The sequence below is a fragment of the Virgibacillus salexigens genome (assembly GCF_000723585.1).
Classification (GTDB): Bacteria; Bacillota; Bacilli; order Bacillales; family Amphibacillaceae; genus Virgibacillus; species Virgibacillus salexigens.
In genome coordinates, this window is the sequence record NZ_CCDP010000002.1 from 535,024 (window position 1) to 558,545 (window position 23,522).

Genomic DNA, 23,522 nt, shown 5'->3' on the forward strand with positions numbered 1-23,522 from the left:
ACATATTTTTCATAAGGATACTAATTAGAAAATGATTTTTTTACTATACCATGATAAAATGTATGGGATATACAAGTATAAATTAGGAGGGTTTAGGATGCGTCTTCCTCCGTTTAACCCATACATTGCTGTAGTTATTGGAGTTGCCTCTGTTTCGACCTCTGCAGTATTTGTAAAGCTGGCAGACCAAGCACCTGCAGCTATTATCGCAAATTATCGTTTATTATTTGCCGTATTATTAATGGCTCCTTTCGTATTAACTAAATATCGACATGAGTTAAAATTAATTAATCAAAAAGATTGGATATTGTCCATTTTGGCCGGAATTTTTTTAGCCTTCCATTTTATATTATGGTTTGAATCTTTAAACTATACTTCCGTAGCAAGTTCAGTTGTACTTGTAACGCTTCAGCCTATTTTTGCATTTCTAGGCACCTATTTCTTTTTCAAGGAACGCTTCTCATCTGGAGCCGTAATTAGCATGCTAATTGCATTAATTGGAAGCATTATCATAAGTTGGGGCGATTTTAAGATAAGTGGAGTAGCTCTCTTTGGCGATATACTAGCATTACTTGGGGCAATAACCGTTACTGCTTATTTCTTATTAGGTCAACAAGTTAGACGAAATCTTTCGTTAATGACCTATACATTTGTTGTATATGGCGTCAGCTCCATCACGCTTATTGTCTATAACTTATTGCTTAGCAACGCTTTCTTTAATTATCCAGCCGATCATTGGTGGATTTTCTTAGCACTTGCTATTATTCCGACTTTTCTTGGGCATACCTTATTTAACTGGGCGTTAAAATGGTTAAGTACGGCAACCATTTCTATGGGGATTGTTTTTGAACCAATAGGAGCCTCTATCCTCGCCTATATTATATTAGGCGAGAATATAACTGCCTTTCAATTATTAGGTGGGACAATCGTACTCTTTGGTTTGTTTTTATTTATTTTAAGTACCAATCGAAAAACGAAAATGACAATCGCAAAAAAAGAACAGCAAGATTAATTTTTACGAAATGGGTGAATACATGTACATTCAATTAATGACAGATGGTGGGGCAGATATTCCATTGTCGCTGCTTAATAAAACACAAATTATTCAAGTACCACTCTATTTGCATTTTAGTGATGGCCAATACCAAAGTGGAATTGATTTAGATCTCCCTGCATTCCATAAAAAAGTTTCAGAATTAAACGAATTGCCTAGATCAGCAGCACCAAGCCCTAATGATTTTTATGAAGCATTTAAACAAATTGATAAACAAACACCAATTCTTATGCTAAGTCTTACTAAAGGATTAAGTAGTACGTATGAGAATGCGGTGTTGGGACAGAGAATGTTGTTAGAAGAAGAACCAGAACGCAATATAGAGGTAATTAATACAAAAACCGCTTCTTCAGGAATTGCGTTATTACTTCATGAAGCAATCTCAAAAATAAATGACGGCTTTGCATTTTCAGAATTAGTAGAGCATATGCACCAAATGGTTGAGCACACCACCACACTATTTGTGCTTAAAACGCTTGAAAATCTTATTCTAGGTGGTCGTTTAGACAAAGTGAAAGGTACCATAGCCAAAACATTAAACATTAAGTTATTAATGAGAGCTAGTGAGGAAGGTACCATTGAAGTTAGTGAAAAAGTACGTGGTGATAAAAAATCCATTCGCCGATTTATTGAACAGATCGGAGAATATACTAAAAATGTGGAAGATAAGGTTATATCATTAGCACACTGTAATGCCGAGGAGCGGGCAAATAACGTACTAGCCGAAATTCGTAGAAAGTACAATTTCAAAGACGCCTATCTCATGGATACTGGTCCACTAATTTCTACCTACGGTGGTGAAGGTGCCCTCGTCATTTCCTTCTTTCGAGACTGAATTATGTATGTAAGAGTCTGTTAACACATGGGTTACAGACTCTTTTTATGTGTTCATCACTACCTCTTGTTTGGTAAGAAATGAATAGACCATTTGATTAAGGGTGTCTTTATCATCCCCTAAACAAATTAAATGTCTGGAACGTTCAAAAAACACTACTTCCTTGCGTTCTGAAGTAATTTCTTTATTTAAGTAATAAGCGGTTTTATATGGTACCATTCCGTCCTGTTGCCCTTGAGCAATTAATACAGGCGATTTAATTTTTTTTAAATATCTCCTTGTGAATTTTACCAATTTTAGAAATTCAATATTTGCTTTTAACGGTACGGCTCCTAATTTCTTTTTATAATGGATGTATAACTTATTCCTTCCTAAATCACCTTTTATTGCATCAGCAATTACCCCGCCAACGTCTAAGCTAATTTGTTTAAAAGACAAGTACTTTCCTGAAGTTGCCAAAAGAACGAGCTTCTCTACTTTGTATTTTGCTGCAAGATAAGCAGCAATCATTCCTCCCATTGAAAATCCAATAAGATATACTGTCTCGTACTTCTCTCTTAATTGCAGCAATGTAGTTTCTGCTGCTTTAATCCATTTCTTATAAGAAACATTTTTTAAGTTAAGCCTTCTTCCATGTCCGGGCAGCGTAGGAACATTAATATGCCAATTGGTATGTTCATGTAAATAATTGGCTAGTGGTTCCACTTCATAAGGGCCGCCAGTATAACCATGAATAATTAAACATGCTGTCATCATATTTATTCTCCTCTTTCATATCCTATATCTTCGTTTACCCGATAAAGGAAAAAATTATTATAGTTACTTAATGGATAAAATAACAAACTATTTTTCCAACAAAAAAGCTGATGTGTTCCTTTTTTACCATCAGCTTGATTTCCTCTATCGAAACGTCTTTATTAGTGAACCGAATTGCTTCACAATTGGCGACACTTGGTGATACGTATTAGCTAACTGCCCTACGGTTGATAACATTTTATCTAAATCTAATTGTTGACCTGGTCCAGGGGGAGCTTGATCTTGTGTAGCAAATTCTGGAACATTCATGTCTTGATAATCCGTTTGTTGATTTAGTTGCGATTTTGTACCTGGCCAGCTCATTGGTTGTTGTGGCTTAGCAAAATAATCATAGGGGGTCTGCTGCACGGCTTGAAAATTGTATGGATTACTCCCGTGGTAATTTTGATTCCCTGGATCCGTATTCAAATTGTAGTTATATTGTTGAGGATAAGGATAATTACGTTGGCCATCATCATGAAAATAAGCGTGATCAAAATAAGGCCGATGAAACATTTGAACACACACCTTCTTTATCTTTTTTACTAGTTTATGTTGTTCATTAAGGTGTGTGACATTTAGATGAATGCATCATTTTTCATACCCTTCAAACAATGAACTATAATGTGAGACATCGGTATTAGCTAAACCAAGTCTATATTTTATTTTGTTTTTCTGAAAGCCCAAAATTGGTTCTTTTTCTCCATTGATAAACATCGCTGGAGTACCGTAGATTCCGTTTTCTTGCAACTCCTTCATGTGACCACTATCTGTATTAACATTTTTAGTCACATAAGTGACATTCCAATCACGCAAATGTTCTAGTAACTTTTCACATTCAGCATTATCGTTGCTAACAAAAACGACCACCTCTGGATCTGCCATAACTAAGAGCCTCCTTTTTCATCTTTATCAGCTGCTTAATGCTATAGTACCCGTCATAAAGGAAAAACAAACAGAAATATAATAAAATGATTACATCTTGATTACATTATTTGCATTATTTGTCATAAAAATAAACCTACGATCTAGGAAGATATCCTAGCTGCAGATTTATATAGCCCACTTACTGAAAAAGGTTGCTAATTGGTGTTTTTCCATTCGTTAATTGTAAAACCTTATATTGAGCTCTCTCATCTGTTAGTAAAGCTGACATTACAGCTGCAACATCACTTCGCGTTACCGAGTCAATTTCTATTTCATTTTCTTCATCTTGTAAAGTTACTGTACCTTTTTCTTCTTCATTCGTTAAATAACCCGCACGTATAATTGTATAAGCAAGACGTGACTGTTTTAGATACTCATCTGCTCGATGCTTTGCATACAAATAATGCTTGATCGAATCAGGAGCTTCTTTTGATTGATCTGCTCCCATTGAACTAAGCAGTAAAAACCGTTTAATAGAATGCTTTTGAGCCAGATGCATTGCTGCAATCGCACCTTCTTGGTCAATTATAATTGTTTTATCTGCACCTGTATTAGAACCCGAACCTGCAGCGAAAATAACTGCATCTATCTGATTAAATACCGATTCAAAGTCAGATTCTAAATCTGCAAGAACAGCCTTCCATCCGTTTTTTTCAAAATCTGACAACTGACTCTCTTTACGAACCATTGCAATTGGCTCGTGTCCTTCTGCTCTTAGTTTGGTGACAATATGCCTTCCTACTCCACCGTTAGCTCCTATTACGAGCACTCGCATAAATGATTATTCCCCCCCTTTGAAACTCAAAATTAGCACACCTAAATACTATATCCGCAAAGAGAAGAAGCAAAACATCTTTTAAAAGACATTTTGCTTCTTTATAGTCAAGTAAACGGAACCTTGACTCGTGTTATATCATAATAGAGCTGGGACATCCCCATATCCCATTGTATATATTACCATTTTTTTCTATTTTCATCAGTGATGTTCGTCACAGATGGAAATAAAATATGTTATAAAGATCGGATAGAAGTACCCAATTTTTTTAATAAATCAATCGCAATTTCTTTTTCTGCATCATTTAATCCAGCAGTAATTTCCTCAATCCTCTCCCAATGTCCTGGGAAAATGGTTTGCAATAAGTCAGCCCCGCTTTCAGTAATTTCAGCAAAAGTAACACGTCGATCTTCAGCGTTCGGTATTCTTGTTAATAACCGTTTATTTTCAAGCTTATTAATGACATACGTAATACTTCCACTCGTTAATAGTATTTTTTCTCCAATGCTTTTTAAAGGTTGTGCTCCTTTATGATAGAGTAATTCTAACACTGCAAAATCCGTTAAATTGAGTCCTCTCGATTGAATATCAGCTTCTACTTGTTCCATAATTGTTCGGTATGCCTTTGAAAGAACGACAAATAATTTTAGAGAGGCATCCTCTTTTTTCTCTTTTAATGTATTATCTATTATCATTTCATCCCCTCTTTCCGATTCCATAATTAAAGGTATTATAGCATAATTTCTTTCCTAAATTTGTAAATTAGAGCGAATTTAAAAACACAATTCCCAAAAAATGGAATTGTGTTTTTCTTTAATTTGATGTAGCTTTTATCATGCGCAGATGCGATGGTAATATTTCAATAGTCGAGGGGGTACCAGATATGATTTCACCGTCGGTATCCACATCCTTTGTTTCGTTTGTGTGTATGTGTAACCGATTTGTTTGTGTGTACTTAATTTCTTGGAGATCGTTTATTTCTGTTTCTGGATTGTTCATAGACAATAGTTCTCGAAAAGATGCTAAGCTTGAATTCTTAACTATTAAGACATCTAACCTCCCGTCAGAAGGGCTGATTGATGTTATCGGGATTTCTCTCGTCCCCAGGTATTTTCCATTGAGCACAATCACCATCACCGCTTCCCCTTGATATCTATCTGAACTTGTTTTTAGTTCATAAGAAAAGCTTTTAGCTTGACCTACTGTCTTTAACGTACTCATAAAATAACTAAGAACGCCTAAATTTTTCTTTTGGTCGTTGTCAATGTTTTGGGAAGTTTCTGCGACTAAGCCAATTCCCCAAAAATTAAGGAAGTAACGGTCATCTGCTTTGCCTACATCTATAGGAACAACCTTGCCATCTATGATCGCACTAGCTGCTTGGTATAAGTTTTGGGGGATTTGCAACATCCTCGTAATGTCATTTGAAGTTCCTCCAGGGAGTATAGCAATTACCGGTCGTTCATTTAAAGGAGCTATCGCATTAATACAATTATGTATCGTTCCATCTCCACCTAAGATAATCAGCAAATCTATGTGCGAAGCATAGTCGATACATGTTGTTCTAGCATCTTCAATTGATTCCGTCTGAATAATAATTAATTGTTTGATTGCTTGGGATAAAATGGGTAACGTTTGTGCTAATTTTTCTTCCATTGCTTCTTTTCCAGCGTTTCCATTATATATATATAATGCTTTATTATAACCCATTGCTAAAACCTCCACTCCTCCGCTATTACTTATTTATTTCCTTATATATGTGAAAAGAAACCTATCCATGTAAGATCCATGCATTACATCTAATCATTGGGCGTCTTCCTATCATATTAATTTAATATAGCTTTTTTGTTTTAAATAGTATTTAATAAAGGCATGGAATGATGTAAAACGTTATAAACTAAATCCTCAAGTACCATTTTAGCTTCGAAAGGATGCTTTTTAAGTTGATAAATCTTACTATTTTATATACAAGTGATATTCATGGACATATCATGCCAATTAATTATGCTACCAATGAAAAAACGGATAGTGGTTTAGCGAAATATGCCACAGTAGTTAAACAAAAAAGAAAAGAATCAGATTACATGATCGTAGTTGATAATGGTGATCTGATTCAAGGCACGCCATTAATGACACATTATGTAAAAGAACATATGAACAAATTAAATCCAATGATACAAGCGATGAATACGATTGGAATAGATGCCGGCGTGATAGGTAACCATGAGTTTAATTATGGGATGAATGTATTACATGCCGCCATAGATCAATCCCATTATCCATGGTTAGCGGCAAATATTATTGATAAGGAATCCAATCAACCAAAATTTGGGCCGCCCTATCTAACAAAAATATTTGAGAATGGTTTAAAGATTGCAATTATTGGAGTTACAACACATTATATTCCAAATTGGGAATCCCCGGATCATCTTCAAGGGATTAATTTTGAAGATGCATCTTCAACCCTTCAAAAATGGGTCTCTCATATTCAAATGGTTGAACAGCCAGATGTTTTAATTGCTGCTTATCATGGCGGATTTGAAAAAGATTTACAAACTGGTGAACCTACAGAGACGTTAACTGGAGAAAATCAAGCATATGAAATGTGCGACTTGGAAGGAATTGATATATTACTCACTGGCCATCAACATAGAAAAATCATTGGAGATAGACATGGCACACTATTTATTCAACCTGGTCATAACGCGGTAACCTATGGTGAAATACAAGTGACCCTTGAACAAGATGAAACCAATCATTGGAACATTATAAATAAACAAGCATCCATTGGTCGTTTAGAAACTATGGATACAGATAAAAAAATTGTTGAAGATGCTTCCTATTTAGAAGCATCCACACAGAAATGGCTAGACCAACCGATTGGTAATATTATTGGTGATATGACCATACGTAATCCATTTGAGGCGCGAATAAACAAGCACCCATTTATAGAATTTATCCAGAAAGTACAAATGAGAGCTAGCGGAGCTAATATTTCTGTAACTGCTCTCTTAAATAACCACGCAACAGGGTTCTCTTCAACAGTTACAATGCGTAATGTAGTTAGTAATTATATGTACCCTAATACATTGGTTGTTTTAGAGCTATCCGGGAAAGACATAAAGGAAGCTTTAGAACAAACCGCAACCTATTTTAAATTAGCCGTAGACGGGAGAATCATTGTTAATCCTGCATATGAAGATCCAAAGCCGCAACACTATAATTATGATATGTGGGAAGGAATTGAATATACCATTAATGTCGCCAATCCAGTTGGCAATAGAATAGAAAAATTATCTTATCAAAAACAACCAATTAAAAATACGGCTACATATTCCGTTGTTATGAATAACTACCGTGCCTCAGGCGGTGGAAATTATGCAATGTTTAAAGGGAAAAGCGTTATAAAAGAAATTCAAAAAGACACCGTTGAACTAATCAGAGAATACTTTGATACATATACCACTATAGAAGCTACGGTAACAAATAATTATAAGGTTATCGCCAAATAAATGATTTATCGTGACTGTATAAAAAACATCCAGCTGATGCATCATCAACTGGATATTTTTTATGTTTATTCGTCATCGTCGTCATCGTCGTCTGCTTCTACATCCATTTCTAAAATCTCACCGTTTTTGGCATCAATATCAAAATCGGCTTCTTTCTTACCATTTTTTAATTCCAATTCATATATCAAGCGATTATCATCATCATCCAACTCAATGCTTACTACTTTCCCATCAAAGTTATTTTTGGCGATCTCTTTTGCTTTTTCTACACCAATCAAATCTTCATTATTCATATCAAGTTTAACATCATCTTCGATATCATCGTCATCTTTATTGATGTCTTTTGATTTTTCACGTAATACTTCTCCTGTATCAGCATCTAACTTAAGGTCATGCTCCTTGCTTTTTTCGATAACCTCTACCTCATATACAGCTTGATTGCGATCCTTATCAAGCTCTAACTCAGTAATTGTTCCATCATACTGATCCTCGACCATTTGTCGAATCTCGTCACTATTTAACTTTGGACTTTTTACATCTGCATCTGAATAGTAAACCCCTGATCCAATAACTGCTGTCCCTGCCAATGCTCCAATAATAATACCGAATGTTTTTTTCATATTTATTCCTCCTAATTTGTTGTTAGTCTTATCATAACCATTCGGAATAAGAGGATCGTGTGAACAAGATTAGAATTTAATGAGAAAATAAAAAGGAAATACCCTCTTAAAGGCAGGTTTAACTAGAATATCCGCTCTATGGCAAGGTCAGCTTCCATCCATAAAAAGGTCCCTGTTTTTGTAACAGGAACCATACAGATTAATCTTCATCTTCTCTCTCAACATCAATATCTTTATAAATAATTTCTCCAGTTGATGCATCAATTGTAATTTCTGCCTCGTCTTCACCATTTACAACCTTAACCTCATAAACATAAATGCCATCATCTTCATCTTTTTCTATGTCTTCGACTGTTCCATCAAATTGTTCTAAAGCAAGTTCTTTTGCCTTTTCTATATCTATTACTACTTCGTTTTCATTGGATTTTTCATGATTGTTTTGATTTTCTTCGTTTTTTTTCTTTTTCGAATCCGTTGCGTTTTTATCCTCCTGGTTTTCCGTAGAATGATCATCAACAGGTACTTGTAGTTTTTTTAAATTTAATACCTCACCGGTATTTCCATCGATTTTCACGTCATAAGCTTTCCCATTATGTTCAATGACAGCATGATAATATCCATGCGTTGCATCTTTTTCTACTTCACCATTAATTTTCCCAGGGTATTGACTAGTAATAATATCCTCTGCTTCTGATTTGGAGAGCTCCGTCCCTGATGATGTAACGCTAAAATAGATCATCCCAAAACCAAAAAGAATGACTCCTACTATGCTTGCTACAATGATACCTATTTTTTTACTCAAAGGTCTTCCCTCCTTATATTACAAGGATAAATAAAGCGCATGAGAAGCAGTGGTGATTCACATTAAAATTTGCTAAGAATCAACAATTGGTAGGCTTATCGTAAATGTCGAACCTGCATCCGTTTTACTAAAAACCGTTAATTCTCCCTGATGTTCTTTAACGATTGCCTTCGCGATAGCAAGGCCTAAACCGGTTCCACCTGTATCCCTGCTTCTCGCCTTGTCTACACGGTAAAATCGTTCAAATATACGCGCTTGCTCTTGCTCAGGAATCCCCTTGCCATAATCACGTACAGAAAAAACAGCCTTATCATTGCTCTGATCAATGCTGACTTCTACCTGTTCATTACTGTATTTAAGCGCGTTATCTACTAAGATATACATTACTTGCTCCAATTGATCACGACTGCCATTTACCATCAATTGCTGTCTTCTTTGATCAAATTGGATTTCTCTAGAATAAGCACCATCAAATGTACATACTGTCTCCTTTGCTAATGCAGACATATCTATCGTTTCCGTTACAGATGCTTCTTTATTTTTAGCTAAACGCAGCATTTGTTCCACCAATTTACTCATTCGATCTGCTTCTGAATCGATGGTCTCAATGGACTCTTTTACAAGAGATGGATTATCCGTTCCTCGTCTCTCTAATAGCTGAGCATAACTTTTCACTATAGAAATAGGTGTTTTTAATTCATGAGAGGCATCCGATACAAATATTTCCTGTTTCTCAAAATTATCTTTCAACTGATCAATCATTTCATTAAAGGTCTTCTCCATCTCATAGAGCTCATCTCGGGAACGATTGTCGACATTGATCTTCTTCCAATTGGCTTCGCGCATATTTTCACGCATCGTTTGAATTAATGTTTTTATTGGATTTAATAAGAATCTGCTTAGCACATTACCAGCGATAATGATTGGAATAATTATCAACCCTGATGCAGCTAATAATACATAAAACAAAGTTGTCATTGTACTATCTAATGTAGTCAGCTGATTTGAAAATTGGATGGTAACAACCTCACCAGCCTGATCGCCTGTCTCCCAAATAATTGGCTTGGATACTAATGCTACATCCGGTGCATTGTTTTGTTCTATAATTGTATTTTCCTCGTTAGCCGAAAACGCCGTTGGTGGTTCGTAATTTGCGGGGTTTGCGGCAAGAAACGCTATATCTGACTGGTTAATGACTTGAATCATTCCTTGTTGCGGAGAAAATGAAGTAAATAATTCTTTTGAAGCAACATCCGGTTGCTGTTGAATCGTCTCTACCAAGCGCTCCGTTTGATCTGCTAATTCCTCTAATTCACTATCCGTGGAGATTTTATAAAACAAAAAGTAAATAGATGTATTTATTAATAACGTTACAACGAGCATAAACAAACCTGTAAATAGTTGGATTTTTGTTCTAAGCTTCATGCTTCAATATCCTTTATTGTATAGCCAACTCCTCGAATGGTTTGGATATAGGGTTGATCATAGCCTTTGTCTACTTTTTGTCTCAAGTAGCGAATATAGACATCTACGACATTCGTATCCCCAAAGTAATCAAATCCCCATACTTGTTCAATTAATTGTTCTCTATTTAAAACGATGTTTTTATTTCGTAACAAACATACAAGTAAGTCAAATTCTCGAGGCGTTAATTCAACTTGTTTTTCTGCACGCTTTACTTCTCTACTATTTTGATTGACTTGTAATTCACCAACTGCAAGTAAATCTCCATTCTCTTCTTTTTTCTTAATCGGATTACGTAAATGAACACGAATTCGTGCTAATAATTCTTCTATTTGAAAGGGTTTCGTAATATAATCATTTGCCCCTAAATCCAAACCACTAACTTTATCATGGACTTGGTCTCTGGCAGTAAGCAGAATAATTGGTGTCGTTTCATCCGTTTTTCTTACTCTTCGCAGCACTTCTAAACCACTTAATTCGGGAAGCATAATATCTAAAAGCACTAAATCCCATTGGTTATTTTCCATTTGCTTTAACGCTTCTTTTCCGCTTGTAGCAATTGTCGTTTCGTAATTTTCATACTCCAGTTCCAATTGCAGAACTCTGCTTAACTTTTGCTCGTCCTCTACAATTAAAATGTTTGGTTGCCCCATGATTCCACCTGCTTTTTTAATCTAGATTATTGATAACTTTCATTGCTTGTATACCCATTCAACTAATTACCATTTCTTTCTTCTTAAAGATAACAAATATATGGTAAAAAGTCTGTTCTTATCCTAATTTTGCATAAATACATGTGCTGCGTAACCCTTCCCCATCAACCGCTTTCGAATTATTACGCAAAATACCTTCCAAAGCAAAGTCCAGCCGTTCTGGAATAGACCTGCTTCTTACATTCTTTTCATCACAACGAATCTCAATGCGATGTGCATGAAATTCAGAATACGCAAATTCAATCAATCCTTGAACTGCTTCTTTCATCAAACCTTGCCCCTGATACCTTGTATCAATCCAATAACCAATTTCAAATTTGGGAACATCCCAATCAATTCGATGCAGCCCAGTACAACCGATGAATTTTCTTCTGTTGCGATCATAAATATGAAAACGCAAATCTTCTCTACTTAAGAAATGCAGATGTGCTTGACGAACATTTGCCTCTGTTTCATCTTTTGTTTGGTCATTTTGCGCAAAGGGTAACCATGGTTTTAACTCAGCTCGACTTGCTTGCAATGCATCATAAATTTCACTGCCATCCCCAGGAAGCGGCAAGCGGATAAACAATCTTTTTGTTTCGAACTCATGTGGAAAATCCTTTAAAATTGGTTGCATTTCCTTTACATCCCTTCACGAATAATTTTTTTCCATTATACTTAAGGTACAAGAGAATAGGAAGCTATTTTTTAACCAGGAGGGATAAGTAATATGTTGGCATTGGACCATATCATTGTTGCTGCCAAGGAACCGAAAACAGCTGCTCTTGCTTTTGCATCTAAGAATCATATCAAAACGATAGAAGGTGGAAAACATGAGAAGTGGGGTACCTATAATCATTTAGCGTACTTCGCAAATAACTGCTATATTGAATGGTTAGGAATATTCAACCAGCGATTAGCCAATCAATCGGAAAATCCATTAATTCAACAACTCATTTTAGCTCTAGATAATTCTGAAGAAGGACCAATTCAATTCGCCTTAAGAACAGAAAACATGACATCTTTTATCAAACATTTTGACACAGCGATGACTCCATATATCGGTCCCACTGATGGTCATCGAAAAAAGCCAAATGGAATGGACTTAACATGGCAAATGCTTTTCCCACAACCGAAAAAGTACTTCCCTTTTTTAATTCAATGGGGAAATTCAATGAATGTTCCAGATGATAAACAATTAATTAATAAGCAAAACATAACGAATATTGCTACTACCTTACCTGTCAATGAATTTAAAGCCTTGTACCAACATCGAATCCAAGCTAATCATTTCCAGCTGGCTAACACGAATTTACAGTTTGAAGAAGAAAAAAAGCTTATGTTTAGCATAAGTGAATAACTGACTTCAAAACTGCAAATCTAGGTAAACGGTTCTATATAATAGATGCGTACGGTATGGAGAATCGGATAGTTTTCATAGATATAACTATTCCATGTTTTTAACAATGTTGCACAGTTGCCATCACTTGCACAAAGACATGATTATTACACATACCACTTCCTATCAACTGAATACAATGTAATATACGAATAGTATAAATTGGTAATTTTGACATATTGTTACCATAATCATCCAGTGCTATTCTATTTATAAGGACTCACCCCTATCAAATCAAACAAACGACTACTTATTTTCTCTATACGACCCACTCTCTCTTAACAGGGATACAAATATAGGGGGTTGTTCTCGTTACTGGTATTCTATTTCGTAGATTTTAAATTTAAAATCACAAGGAGGAAGAAAATGAGTAACAGAAAAAGAGTTTGGTTTGAAGAGGCCGGCCGCAGTCTAGATCCAGGATTAGTAGAACAACTTCGGTTAAAACGGAAAGAAGATCCTTATGAGACAAGTAACGAAAGACTGCCAGTAATTGTTTATTATTCAAAAGACTCAGATGACACAAAGAAGAAAGACTTGTTAACAGCTTGCCAAGCAGATAACAACAGTAAGCTAGACAAAGATATTGGAAGAAGAACTGCTCGAGGTAATTTAACTCCACAAATGATTAAACAAATTAAAGATCATGAAGCTGTTGACCGTATTTTCTACGATCGTACAGTTACTGCATTATTAGACGTTGCCAGTAAACAAATTGGTTCTGTTGAACTACAGGAAAGCGCTGGGTTAACAGGAAAAGACGTCACCATCGCTGTTATTGATACAGGTATCCACCCTCATAGTGACTTAACAAAGCCAAATAATCGTATTATAGCATTTAAAGATTTTATAAATAATCAAGAAGAGCCATATGATGATAATGGACATGGCACGCATTGTGCTGGAGATGCAGCAGGTAACGGTCAACAGTCCGATGGATTATATGTTGGACCCGCTCCAGAAGCATCCATCATTGGTGTAAAAGTACTTGATAAGAATGGAAGTGGGAGATTATCTACAATTATTGAAGGGATTGAGTGGTGCATAAGTAATAAAGATGAGTATAACATTCGGGTTATCTCACTATCTCTTGGAGCTCAAGCCTTTGAATCATTCCGAGACGATCCTTTATCAGTTGCTGTAGAGGAAGCATGGCATGAGGGAATTGTTGTATGTGCTGCCGCAGGAAATAGTGGCCCAGAACAAACAACCATTAGTACACCGGCCATCAACCCATTTATTATTACGGTCGGATCAACCATGGACCAAAATACTGAAGCACGATCAGATGATCAAATTGCAGAGTATTCAAGCAGAGGTCCCACTGTAGATTCCTTTGTGAAACCTGATATATACGCACCTGGCACAGACATCATATCTTTATTGGCACCTGGTTCTGCCTTAGAACAAGAACTTCCTGAGCAAGTCATCGATGAGAACTATTTACAGTTATCAGGAACTTCCATGGCAACCCCGATTTGCGCAGGAGTAATTGCTCAAATGCTGGAGGCAAATCCCAATTTAAGTCCGAACGATATCAAAAGCATCCTTAAATCTTCTTCTGAGCCAATGCTCAATGATATTTGGGGATATATTGAAGCAAATGGAGCCGTGGAAATGGCTAAGAAATATACAGTATATCAAAAAGCTGCCAGATAAGAGCGCAAGCACACCCATTTACTTAGGGTGTTCGATTAAAAAAACTCACACCATTAATAAACAGGCTGTCATAAATGACAGCCTGTTTATAATTATCCTAATTGCTGATGAAGAAATTCTGTAACCGATTCTGGTGTTTTTGTATATGCACTATGTTGATGTGCTTTCTTTTCCCCATTTTGGAAAATTAATAGGCTAGGGATTCCCATTACTTCGTATTTTTCAGCAATACCTTTGACTTCATCACTATTTATTTCATACCATTTATAGTTATTAAATTCTTCCAAGATATCGCCAATAAACATGTCCATCCGTTTACAATCCGGACACCAATCCGCAAAGAATTTAACGATAACTGGTTCATCGTTTTGAATAATTTCATAAAAAGCTTCTTCTGTTTTAATTGCTTCCATTTTGACTACCCCCTCTTTTTCTAATGTTTATTGTACCGATTTTTTATATGTTTGTCTTATGGTTTGCTCTATCTTAATATTCTACTCTACCTAGAATATATGCGACAAATAATCCAGCTGCAAACGTCGCAACACTGATTAAAACAAGTGAACCTGTTGCTGGCCATCCTGGAAATACGACAACGATTGAACCGATTACCATCCCAATGATAATAGCAAAAGTCCCTGTTCTGTAATGAGTAAGAAAGTAGTTAATTACTTTACTCATAACGACAATTCCTATTACAATCCCAATACCAGTAACTGCAATAATATCGACATGCATATTACTTACTGCTCCAATAACAGTAGGATAGACGCCAAGGACAAGCAACATAAATGACCCACTTATTCCAGGTAAAATCATAGCACTACTTGCTATAAAACCGGAAAAGAAAAGTAAAATATAGGTTGACATATTCATTTCCGTAATCACTGGCCCTTCGCCAGCCTGTAAGAAAACCATAGAACCAACCAGAATCGCACCAATAATTAACAATACAATATGGTTTGCTTTAAATTTGCTCTTAGCTTCGGCCTTATGTAAAAGATACGGAAGGACTCCAATAATTAATCCTAAGAAAAAAAACATGGTTGGTCCAGGGTGATGTTCAAATAGCCATTCAATTACATGGCTTAATGTAAATATCGCAATTACAACACCAATTCCCAGTGGTATTAAAAACCCTAGTTGTTTTTTCCATTCTTTACTCAAGAACCCATTAATTGCAGCAATTAATTGATCATATATTCCTAATAGTACAGCAATCGTTCCGCCACTTACTCCTGGAATGACATCACTTGCTCCCATAAATATACCACGATAAATATTTTTCCATTCCATTTTCTAATCTCCCTTATTGATGGTTAAGATTTGTTTCTATCTTCTTCCTGCTTATACATAGGATTAAACAAAATAAAAACCTAACCAAATGTTGATTAAGTCACTAGCATTATCATATCAAATTAATGATTTATTTTATAGAAAAAAAATATGCTCTGGATGTAAAAATTATTTAACTTCCAATTATTTGTGTTGGCCACAAGAAGTGCTGATATCTAACTTCGAATACACATTTATTCATTAACCGTACAATGCAATAAGGGAACTCCCGCGGGCACGGCTTTAGCTAACTCGATTAAAAGAAAAGTCGCTTATCTGTGTGGACCTTCGGAACTGTGCTATTCCCGCTCGATTCATCCCTATTTCACATGCTGCTAAGATTAAGAGGAAAGATATCCATTCCTTCCCTAGCAATTCAATTGTAAAAATTAACAATTAAAAAATCCGAACAATTCTCCAAATATAAATAAATGAATATTTCTAAGGAATTGTTCGGATGATTCTTTTTTACTCTAACGCTTCTTAAGTAATTATTCTTCTTTTAACTCTGTAAATACCACAAGTCTTTCTGTTCTCCCGCCAATGGAATGGTCAAATGTTCCAATACAAGTAATTAGATTCAACATTCGTCTTGATGTATAACCAAAGATATCTTCAATTGGTGCATCATCTTTAGGAAATACCTGTCTATCTACTACTTCGAAAGTTAACGTTCGTCCATCTTCTCCAGTTATATTCACTTCATCACCAATCTTCAAATCTTTTAAATCAAAAAATACCCCCGGACCCGTTTTATCATCAACATGACCAGCGATTACCGCACTTCCACGATTTCCTGGTTTCGTACCAAGGTCAAACCATCCTGTTTTCGTGAAATCCTCTGGAACAGCCATTTCACCATTATCCAGTAAACCAACACTTTCGATTTCAGATTTGACATCAATAGCGTCAATGGTAATTTTTTTTGGCGTAAGATGGTATTCTTTATCTTTAATTATTGAATCCGAGGTCTTATTTTCTACATTCGCAGTTTCCGAATTGTATTCCAACTGTTCCTGTTTCATACCTGAATTACTATTGGAAGGATTGGAGGAAACCGAAGTGTCAGCTGTTTCATTCTGAGATGGAGAACACGCTACTAAACAAATAGCTATTCCAACGAAAGCTATATATTTGATCATCCAATCCCTCCTGTTTCTTGAAATCTACTATTTCCGTTCATTATTTAATTTCATTTTTCTAATAACAAATAGTATAGCTGCACCAAGCACACTTGCTCCAACGATCCATGCCCATGCCATAGTTGAAGATTGATCTTCTGGTGCTCCGAGACCGGTATTTGGCATTTCAGATGGCATTTCTTGAGCAAATTTATCAGGGTGTTGCATAACAATACCGGATGATAATTGTGCGGCTGCTCCATACATATGACCATATGCTTCGCGTGCTTTCGTGAACGCTTCATTATAGTTACCTTCTGCATATGCATCAAATGCTGCAATCAGTTGATCTGCATGCATTTGTAGACCTTCGGCTAAAGCGTCGGCTGGAACATTACCCTCTGTAGCCTCGGCCATAAAGCTAGAAAATTCTTCTTTATACATAGCCAAGTTATCTAGTGCTTCTTGTTTTGCCTCTTCATCTTCTTCAGCTGTTGCATTTACGTAATCAACGAAGTAGCCAATATGTTCAGACCACATCTCCTCAAATGCTTTTCCTGCTTCTTCGCCATATACAGATGTAATAGCCTTCGATAGATCTTGTGTATTTGCATTTAATACATTTGCCGCTGCTTCAAAATCCGGAGCCCCATCTGCTCCATTCTGCATTGCTACTACTGCTAGACCAGTATGTTCAGATAATAGATGTCCTAAATCAGCTCGTAAATCTCCTGCAGGTGTTACTGCTTTCGTATTATTAAAGTCTTCTGGAAATTGATCTGTAATTGCAGATGATAGACCTTTTGCTACCATATGCATATGCCCAATAGCTTCCCTTTCATGTTCATAAGCAGTTTGATAATTTTTTTGTACATAACTATCAAATGCTCCAATTAGTTGGTTAACATGCATTTGAAGACCTTCCGCTAATGAACCAGCTTCTAATCTCTCTCCGGTTGCTTCTTCCAAGAACTTCGAAAAATCTTCTTTATATTGGGAAAGCTCATCCAAAGCTGCCTGTTTTGCCTCTTCATCTTGTTCGCCAGTGGCTTTTACATAGTCAACAAAGTAGCCAATATGGTCACTCCACATCGTTTGAAATGATTCACCTGCATCATCTCCGTAAACCGATGCAATTGCAGCCGTTAGATCTTCTGTGTTCGATTCTAAAGCGGAAACAGACGCGTCAAAGTCCTCTGATTGCGCTGCACCATTCCGCATTGCTTCAATCGCTAGAAATGCGTGTTCACTTAATAAATGTCCTAAGTCAGCACGTAAATCTACTGCTGCTGTTTCTACGGTTGGCTTATCTGTCGTTTCCTCTGCACTTACCACACCTACACTACTTGAAAATAGTAATGTTGCACTTAAAGGTGCAATAACCAATGTCTTTTTCCAATTCATTTCACTCTCTCCTTTTTTATTAATCTGTAAAGCGAACGAAATAGAAATAAATTTAGATCACATTTTTATCAAAAAATTTATTATCCATAGCTAAAAAAGGCGGAACACTTCATGTGTTCCGCCTCTAAATTATAATGGAGAACTCAATAAAATATCTCCTTGTGGTTGTTGGCTATTGGCATTTGGCTCCTTTGTAATTGCAATCGTATCATAATTCCGCTCCTTCATGTCATGCAATGTATAGGATACACCACCTTTGCCGTCTTGATTGGTTACAAACGTACCAGCCCGAAACGGTTTACCTTCTTCTAACACCCAAACTTGGTATTTTTCATCTCCTTTTAATTCTGGAAGATTGTTTGCTTGAATAATGAGGTTCGTCTCACGGTTCTGTTCGATCATCATCGCTGTTGCTGCTGCCTCAATATCTTCAGAAGCTTGAAGAGTGTAGGCTTCCTTCATGCTATCTACAGAAAAGGATTCTCCAGTATCAGCGTCATCTTTTTGTTCATTAATATAGTACAAGGCCGCCCCATTACCCACTAACGATAACGTTAATGCTGCTACCATAAACGGTTTAAACCATGTACGCTTCGGTTTTATTGGTGGTTTCGGACCAGGTTCACTGTCTGTTTGATCAAATGTGGCCTTATTCTCTATCTGTGAATCGTCTTTAACATTTGATAAAATACGTTGCTTCATACCATCTGGAACAGCAATAGGTTCACTTGCATATGGGAGATCCATTGTCAGCTCTTCTAATTCCTTTAGTTCTTCCTGACAAGATGGGCAATCTTTTAAATGCGATTCAAATGCAGCCTTCTGTTGGTTTGTTAAATGCCCATTAAAATAATCTAGTAAAAGATCACATTGTTTATCCATCATTCACGAATCCCCCTTTCTTTTTTCTTAGTCAGTATTTTATTTAAGTGTTGTAGCGAAAGACGAACTCTTCCTTTAACTGTACCTAACGGAAGGTTACACTTCTTTGCAATTTGGGACTGAGTAAATCCTCTAAAATAGAACAAATTAATAATTTCCTGCTGTTCTGTTTTTAACTCCTTAATCGCATGTTGTATCTCTTCATGCTGTTCTTTCCATTCAGCTGTTTCTTCTGGAGAAGGATCATTATCTTCTTGAAGAGCGTCCCTCTCCTTTAGCTCATAATCATTTGATTTCTTTTTTCTTAATAAATCAAGACAGGTATTGCGTGTAATAGTTAACAACCAAGATGAAAATTTACCCTTTTCTTCCGAATAAGGCAATGATTTTGACCAAAGTTTAGTAAACACATCCTGAACGGCTTCTTCCGCCAAGAATTTATTATTGGTCATACGAAAAGAAAAAGAAAAGAGTAATTTCTCATAGCGATCATAAAGTAGCTCTAAAGCGACTTCATCTTTATTCTGTACGCGATGAAATAATTCAATATCTTGTTCTCGCATCCTATTCTCCTTTATAGCAATATGCCTATAGAATATCATAGGTTTGATCGAATTCATAAAAGCAGCATCTTCTAATCATCTAAAGAGGAAACGTATAAAGCGCTGTAAATGGATCAATTTTTTACGTTTAAGTATATTTCTAACGGGAATACGAGAAATGTAACCATTTTTAAGAAAGGATTTTTAAAAGATGAGTAGAAATACACAATATCAACCAACGAAAAACAAACAGTTGACTGACGCACAAGAAGTTCATTATTCAAAGGACTTCAAACATGCGGACATCGCTGGTGGATATCGTAAATCAAGAGTCCGTGAAGCAAAAAACGAAAACCCTGATTTGATTAAATAAGATACGATTAAACAAAGATTGGACAGACAATTGCTGGACATTCATCATTCAATTCCCCCTATAAATAGACAAACACCAATATATGAAGAGGAATTTCCTCTTTATATATTGGATTTTTTTTGAAGGAATGAAACAATCTAGTAAGCCCCTACGTAATACCTAATAACAATGATATAGGAGGTTTAAAAATGCCGGAAACAGCGATGGAATTAATCGATGTTAAAAAATCAGTAGGAAACAAAGAAATTATTAAAGGATTATCATTCTATATTTATAAAGGAGAAGTATTTGGTTTTATTGGTCCAAATGGCGCAGGAAAAACGACTACAATTCGAATGATGGTAGGTTTAATGAAATTATCGGCTGGAGATGTTCGTATTCTCGGAAATAGCATTTCAACAAATTATAAGGAGGCTGTAAAGGAGGTAGGTGCCATTGTTGAGAATCCAGAAATGTATCCGTTTATGAGCGGATGGCAGAATTTAATGCATTACGCCAGAATGATGCCAGAAGTAACAAAGGAACGTGTACAAGAAGTTGTCACCCTTGTTGGTCTTGAAAAACCAATTAACGACAAGGTAGGTAAATATTCTTTAGGGATGCGTCAACGTCTAGGAATTGCTCAAGCCTTACTCCATAATCCTTCTGTTTTAATTTTAGATGAACCAACAAATGGGTTAGATCCAGCAGGAATTCGAGAAATTCGTCAATACATAAGAAAGCTTGCAAAAGAAGAACAGGTAGCCATTATTATTTCGAGTCATTTATTATCAGAAATTGAACAAATGTGTGATCGTATTGGTGTCATTAAAAATGGTGAGCTGATATCTATTCAAACGGTCGGAGGTGATGCAGCCGACCATAACCTGATTCATCAAATGGAAGTAGAACCGATAGATAAAGCAGCACAGGTTTTGCAAGAGCAATATCAATTGGAAGCTGTCCGAATCGATGAGTTCTTATCGTTTCGTAGTCAAAAGGAACAAGTTCCCGCAATTATTAAATCATTAATGGAGAACGATTGTGCTGTATATCAAATCCATGTTGCAAAAGGAAACCTAGAAGATCAATTTTTTGAACTGATTGGAGAGAATACAATTGAGTAAACTGGTAAGCCTTATCTACAATGAACAAATCAAAATCTATATTCAAAAATCAACGTGGGCAATGTACATTGTCTTAGCCTTGTTAATTCTTGGCATGGCAGTTATGACAAACAATTTCGGTAATTCAACAGAACAATATCAAGATGACAACTGGCGAGAAGTATTGCAAGAAGAGAATGCTGCCTTGAAAGAAGAGATGCAAAATGAGGAAATGATGGCAGACTATAATTCACAACAAATTGAAAAGAATAACTATTATTTAGAACATGATATCCAGCCTGAAGCATATGGTGCCTGGAAATTTGTCCAAGAAAATCTAGCCTTTTTATCTGTAGTTAGCTTACTAACTATTATTATCGCGGCAGGAATTGTAGCAAACGAATTCCGTTGGGGAACAATTAAGCTTTTGCTTATCCGCCCAATTAGCAGAAGTGGAATCTTATTATCAAAATATCTTTCTGTGTTATTATTCTCATTATTTACTTCTATTTTTGTTTTTGCTTTTTCATGGATTATTGGCGCTATTTTCTTTGGCGTAGAAGGGGTTAATCCTTCTATTGTAACAAATGATGGTTCGGGAGGATTCGAAGTTGTTTCACTAGTCGGTTCCATTTTTACTGAGTATGGTTATAGTATGGTTAACCTAATTATGATGGCTACATTTGCGTTTATGATATCTTCCATCTTCCGTAATAGTGCACTTGCTATCGGTACAGCAATATTTTTAATGATGGCGGGAAATTCTATCGTTGGCTTCTTTGCAGACAAAGAATGGGCCAAGTATATATTATTTGCAAACACAGACCTTAGTAGATATGCCGCTGGCAATACTCCCTGGATAGAAGGAATGACCCTTGGCTTTTCCATCAGTGTTTTAATTGTTTATTATATTGTATTTTTAGTATTGTCTTGGCTGTTTTTTACGAAAAGAGATGTTGCTGGGCAATAAAAAGTCCAATTTTTAGAACCTGTTAATATAAATTTTTGAAGACACATATTATAATATATGCATACAATACGATGGAACTATGTACCTAAGTAATCGAGGTGTTTTACGTGAAACGTTACTTAACAGTGTTCTTCATTGGTTTAAGTGCGGTTATCTTAGTTGTTGGATTACGTATAGACTTTCAATGGAACGGTATTGTTTCATGGGGATTGTCCTTTATATTTTTATTATTCGCAGCTTATTTTGCAAAGTATATACCAAATGAAGAAGAACATAATAAACATTGACAAAGGATACGATCCTACAGAAAAAGGGCTGTAAGCAGTCCTTTTTTTGTTTCTTTCTTTAACAAACAGGGAAGAATAGGTAAACAAGTAATGGAGGTTCAACAAATGACAAAAGCTTTGCCCGAAAACCAACCTATGACTATTTATTGCGAAAACGAATATGATGCATTACAAGAAGTTATTCTTGTACCACCAACCAACATGAAAATTGAAGAAGTGATTAATGAAACACAGGAGCATTATCTAAAAGATAACATCAACCGAGATAAGGCTCTGCAGCAGCACCATGATTTTAAACTTTTCTTAGAGTCAGAAGGAACCCATGTAAGCGAATTACCAACGAAGGAAGAATTAAATGAACAGGTCTATACAAGAGATATCGGATTTGTCATTGAGGATACGTTATTTATATCATTAATGAAAGAAGAGGTTCGTCATCCAGAGACTGCTGTTTTAAGAGACTGGCTACAGCAAAATAACCTGCAATACAATGCTACGATATCATCAGCAATCGAGGGCGGAGATGTACTAGTTGATGGTAAAACCATTTGGATAGGAAACAGCCATCGTACGAGCAGAAAAGCTATCCAACAGTTACAGCAAGTATTGCCTAACCATTATATACGATCCGTAAAACTAAGAGAGGATATTCTTCATTTGGATTGTGTATTGACTATTATTGGGGAGCATACCGCCCTCGTATATCCAGCTGGGATAGATAAAGCTGCTTATCAATACTTGAAGACATGGTACACGGTTATTGAAGTCACGGAGGAAGAGCAATTCGCGATGGGGCCGAACGTTCTTACGATTGGTAACAACACAATCGTAAGTCTACCTGAAAACCGCGCCTTAAATAGGAAGATGGAACAAGCTGGGTTTAAAGTAGCTGAAATCGCCTTTTCTGAAATTATAAAATCAGGTGGATCCTTCCGCTGCTGCACACTGCCACTGAAAAGAATGGAAGGTTAGCAATAGACGCTCTT

The 23,522-nt window shown here is 36.0% G+C and carries 27 protein-coding genes; 10 read left to right on the forward strand and 17 right to left on the reverse strand.

The window, feature by feature from the left end; genetic code table 11:
- Nucleotides 1-97 precede the first annotated feature (97 nt).
- Both BN990_RS15525 and BN990_RS15530 read left to right on the forward strand, forming a co-directional pair.
- Nucleotides 98-1,012 carry a DMT family transporter gene (locus tag BN990_RS15525; protein WP_021288600.1) on the forward strand — a complete coding sequence of 305 codons (915 nt, stop codon included), beginning with the start codon at nt 98-100 and terminating at the stop codon, nt 1,010-1,012.
- 22 nt (nt 1,013-1,034) lie between these two features.
- Nucleotides 1,035-1,889 carry a DegV family protein gene (locus BN990_RS15530; RefSeq protein WP_021288601.1) on the forward strand — a complete coding sequence of 285 codons (855 nt, stop codon included), beginning with the start codon at nt 1,035-1,037 and terminating at the stop codon, nt 1,887-1,889.
- A gap of 45 nt (nt 1,890-1,934) precedes the next feature.
- Here BN990_RS15530 and BN990_RS15535 read toward each other — a convergent pair whose 3' ends face one another.
- The 6 genes from BN990_RS15535 to BN990_RS15560 form a co-directional block, all read right to left on the reverse strand.
- Nucleotides 1,935-2,642 (reverse strand): alpha/beta hydrolase, encoded by a 708-nt coding sequence (locus tag BN990_RS15535; RefSeq protein WP_031334861.1) that lies wholly within the window; start codon nt 2,640-2,642, stop codon nt 1,935-1,937.
- A gap of 147 nt (nt 2,643-2,789) precedes the next feature.
- Nucleotides 2,790-3,200 carry a YppG family protein gene (locus BN990_RS21585; RefSeq protein ID WP_021288603.1) on the reverse strand — a complete coding sequence of 137 codons (411 nt, stop codon included), beginning with the start codon at nt 3,198-3,200 and terminating at the stop codon, nt 2,790-2,792.
- Between the two features lie 75 nt (nt 3,201-3,275).
- Nucleotides 3,276-3,569, reverse strand: a complete 294-nt coding sequence (locus BN990_RS15545; RefSeq protein ID WP_021288604.1) for a glutaredoxin domain-containing protein — start codon at nt 3,567-3,569, stop codon at nt 3,276-3,278.
- Between the two features lie 181 nt (nt 3,570-3,750).
- Nucleotides 3,751-4,386 (reverse strand): SDR family oxidoreductase, encoded by a 636-nt coding sequence (locus BN990_RS15550; protein ID WP_038245752.1) that lies wholly within the window; start codon nt 4,384-4,386, stop codon nt 3,751-3,753.
- Between the two features lie 236 nt (nt 4,387-4,622).
- Nucleotides 4,623-5,081, reverse strand: coding sequence for a MarR family winged helix-turn-helix transcriptional regulator (locus tag BN990_RS15555; protein ID WP_021288606.1), 459 nt, complete (start codon nt 5,079-5,081; stop codon nt 4,623-4,625).
- Nucleotides 5,082-5,199: 118 nt separating this feature from the next.
- Nucleotides 5,200-6,096 (reverse strand): YegS/Rv2252/BmrU family lipid kinase, encoded by an 897-nt coding sequence (locus BN990_RS15560; RefSeq protein ID WP_021288607.1) that lies wholly within the window; start codon nt 6,094-6,096, stop codon nt 5,200-5,202.
- 233 nt (nt 6,097-6,329) lie between these two features.
- Between BN990_RS15560 and BN990_RS15565 the strand changes: the two genes are divergently transcribed.
- Nucleotides 6,330-7,898 carry a bifunctional metallophosphatase/5'-nucleotidase gene (locus BN990_RS15565; protein ID WP_021288608.1) on the forward strand — a complete coding sequence of 523 codons (1,569 nt, stop codon included), beginning with the start codon at nt 6,330-6,332 and terminating at the stop codon, nt 7,896-7,898.
- A gap of 65 nt (nt 7,899-7,963) precedes the next feature.
- Here BN990_RS15565 and BN990_RS15570 read toward each other — a convergent pair whose 3' ends face one another.
- The 5 genes from BN990_RS15570 to BN990_RS15590 form a co-directional block, all read right to left on the reverse strand.
- Nucleotides 7,964-8,518 carry a PepSY domain-containing protein gene (locus tag BN990_RS15570; protein WP_021288609.1) on the reverse strand — a complete coding sequence of 185 codons (555 nt, stop codon included), beginning with the start codon at nt 8,516-8,518 and terminating at the stop codon, nt 7,964-7,966.
- 199 nt (nt 8,519-8,717) lie between these two features.
- Complete coding sequence (locus BN990_RS15575; protein WP_021288610.1) at nt 8,718-9,320, reverse strand: PepSY domain-containing protein; 603 nt, start codon at nt 9,318-9,320, stop codon at nt 8,718-8,720.
- Between the two features lie 72 nt (nt 9,321-9,392).
- Nucleotides 9,393-10,745: a HAMP domain-containing sensor histidine kinase gene (locus BN990_RS15580; RefSeq protein ID WP_021288611.1), complete on the reverse strand. Its 1,353-nt coding sequence runs from the start codon at nt 10,743-10,745 to the stop codon at nt 9,393-9,395.
- Nucleotides 10,742-11,437, reverse strand: coding sequence for a response regulator transcription factor (locus BN990_RS15585; protein WP_021288612.1), 696 nt, complete (start codon nt 11,435-11,437; stop codon nt 10,742-10,744). Before BN990_RS15585 ends, BN990_RS15580 begins: the two co-directional genes overlap by 4 nt.
- A 118-nt stretch (nt 11,438-11,555) precedes the next feature.
- Nucleotides 11,556-12,116, reverse strand: a complete 561-nt coding sequence (locus BN990_RS15590; protein WP_021288613.1) for a GNAT family N-acetyltransferase — start codon at nt 12,114-12,116, stop codon at nt 11,556-11,558.
- Nucleotides 12,117-12,209: 93 nt separating this feature from the next.
- On the opposite strand from BN990_RS15590, the gene BN990_RS21590 reads away from it, so the two are divergent.
- Nucleotides 12,210-12,839 carry a VOC family protein gene (locus BN990_RS21590; protein ID WP_051739226.1) on the forward strand — a complete coding sequence of 210 codons (630 nt, stop codon included), beginning with the start codon at nt 12,210-12,212 and terminating at the stop codon, nt 12,837-12,839.
- 405 nt (nt 12,840-13,244) lie between these two features.
- The gene (locus BN990_RS15600) at nt 13,245-14,537 is read left to right on the forward strand and encodes a S8 family peptidase (RefSeq protein WP_038245754.1); all 1,293 of its coding nucleotides are present in this window, start codon (nt 13,245-13,247) and stop codon (nt 14,535-14,537) included.
- 92 nt (nt 14,538-14,629) lie between these two features.
- Here BN990_RS15600 and BN990_RS15605 read toward each other — a convergent pair whose 3' ends face one another.
- From BN990_RS15605 to BN990_RS15630, 6 genes are all read right to left on the reverse strand, one after another.
- Nucleotides 14,630-14,950 (reverse strand): thioredoxin family protein, encoded by a 321-nt coding sequence (locus BN990_RS15605; RefSeq protein ID WP_021288616.1) that lies wholly within the window; start codon nt 14,948-14,950, stop codon nt 14,630-14,632.
- A 73-nt stretch (nt 14,951-15,023) separates the two neighbouring features.
- Nucleotides 15,024-15,833, reverse strand: a complete 810-nt coding sequence (locus tag BN990_RS15610) for a DUF368 domain-containing protein (protein WP_021288617.1) — start codon at nt 15,831-15,833, stop codon at nt 15,024-15,026.
- A 530-nt stretch (nt 15,834-16,363) separates the two neighbouring features.
- Nucleotides 16,364-17,014, reverse strand: coding sequence for a class F sortase (locus BN990_RS15615; protein ID WP_021288618.1), 651 nt, complete (start codon nt 17,012-17,014; stop codon nt 16,364-16,366).
- Between the two features lie 27 nt (nt 17,015-17,041).
- Entirely contained in the window at nt 17,042-18,397 is a 1,356-nt protein-coding gene (locus BN990_RS15620; RefSeq protein ID WP_021288619.1) for a hypothetical protein, read from the reverse strand.
- Between the two features lie 129 nt (nt 18,398-18,526).
- Entirely contained in the window at nt 18,527-19,282 is a 756-nt protein-coding gene (locus BN990_RS15625; protein ID WP_021288620.1) for an anti-sigma factor, read from the reverse strand.
- Nucleotides 19,279-19,842, reverse strand: a complete 564-nt coding sequence (locus BN990_RS15630) for an RNA polymerase sigma factor (RefSeq protein WP_021288621.1) — start codon at nt 19,840-19,842, stop codon at nt 19,279-19,281. The genes BN990_RS15625 and BN990_RS15630 overlap by 4 nt, the downstream gene beginning before the upstream one ends.
- Before the next feature lie 190 nt (nt 19,843-20,032).
- On the opposite strand from BN990_RS15630, the gene BN990_RS22040 reads away from it, so the two are divergent.
- The 5 genes from BN990_RS22040 to BN990_RS15650 all read left to right on the forward strand — a co-directional run bounded on the left by BN990_RS22040 (nt 20,033) and on the right by BN990_RS15650 (nt 23,508).
- Complete coding sequence (locus tag BN990_RS22040) at nt 20,033-20,194, forward strand: YfhE family protein (protein WP_021288622.1); 162 nt, start codon at nt 20,033-20,035, stop codon at nt 20,192-20,194.
- 188 nt (nt 20,195-20,382) lie between these two features.
- Nucleotides 20,383-21,300: an ABC transporter ATP-binding protein gene (locus BN990_RS15635; protein ID WP_038245755.1), complete on the forward strand. Its 918-nt coding sequence runs from the start codon at nt 20,383-20,385 to the stop codon at nt 21,298-21,300.
- Nucleotides 21,293-22,249, forward strand: coding sequence for an ABC transporter permease (locus tag BN990_RS15640; protein WP_021288624.1), 957 nt, complete (start codon nt 21,293-21,295; stop codon nt 22,247-22,249). Before BN990_RS15635 ends, BN990_RS15640 begins: the two co-directional genes overlap by 8 nt.
- Nucleotides 22,250-22,356: 107 nt before the next feature.
- Entirely contained in the window at nt 22,357-22,536 is a 180-nt protein-coding gene (locus tag BN990_RS15645) for a hypothetical protein (RefSeq protein WP_021288625.1), read from the forward strand.
- A gap of 105 nt (nt 22,537-22,641) precedes the next feature.
- Nucleotides 22,642-23,508 carry a dimethylarginine dimethylaminohydrolase family protein gene (locus BN990_RS15650; protein ID WP_021288626.1) on the forward strand — a complete coding sequence of 289 codons (867 nt, stop codon included), beginning with the start codon at nt 22,642-22,644 and terminating at the stop codon, nt 23,506-23,508.
- Nucleotides 23,509-23,522: the final 14 nt, after the last annotated feature.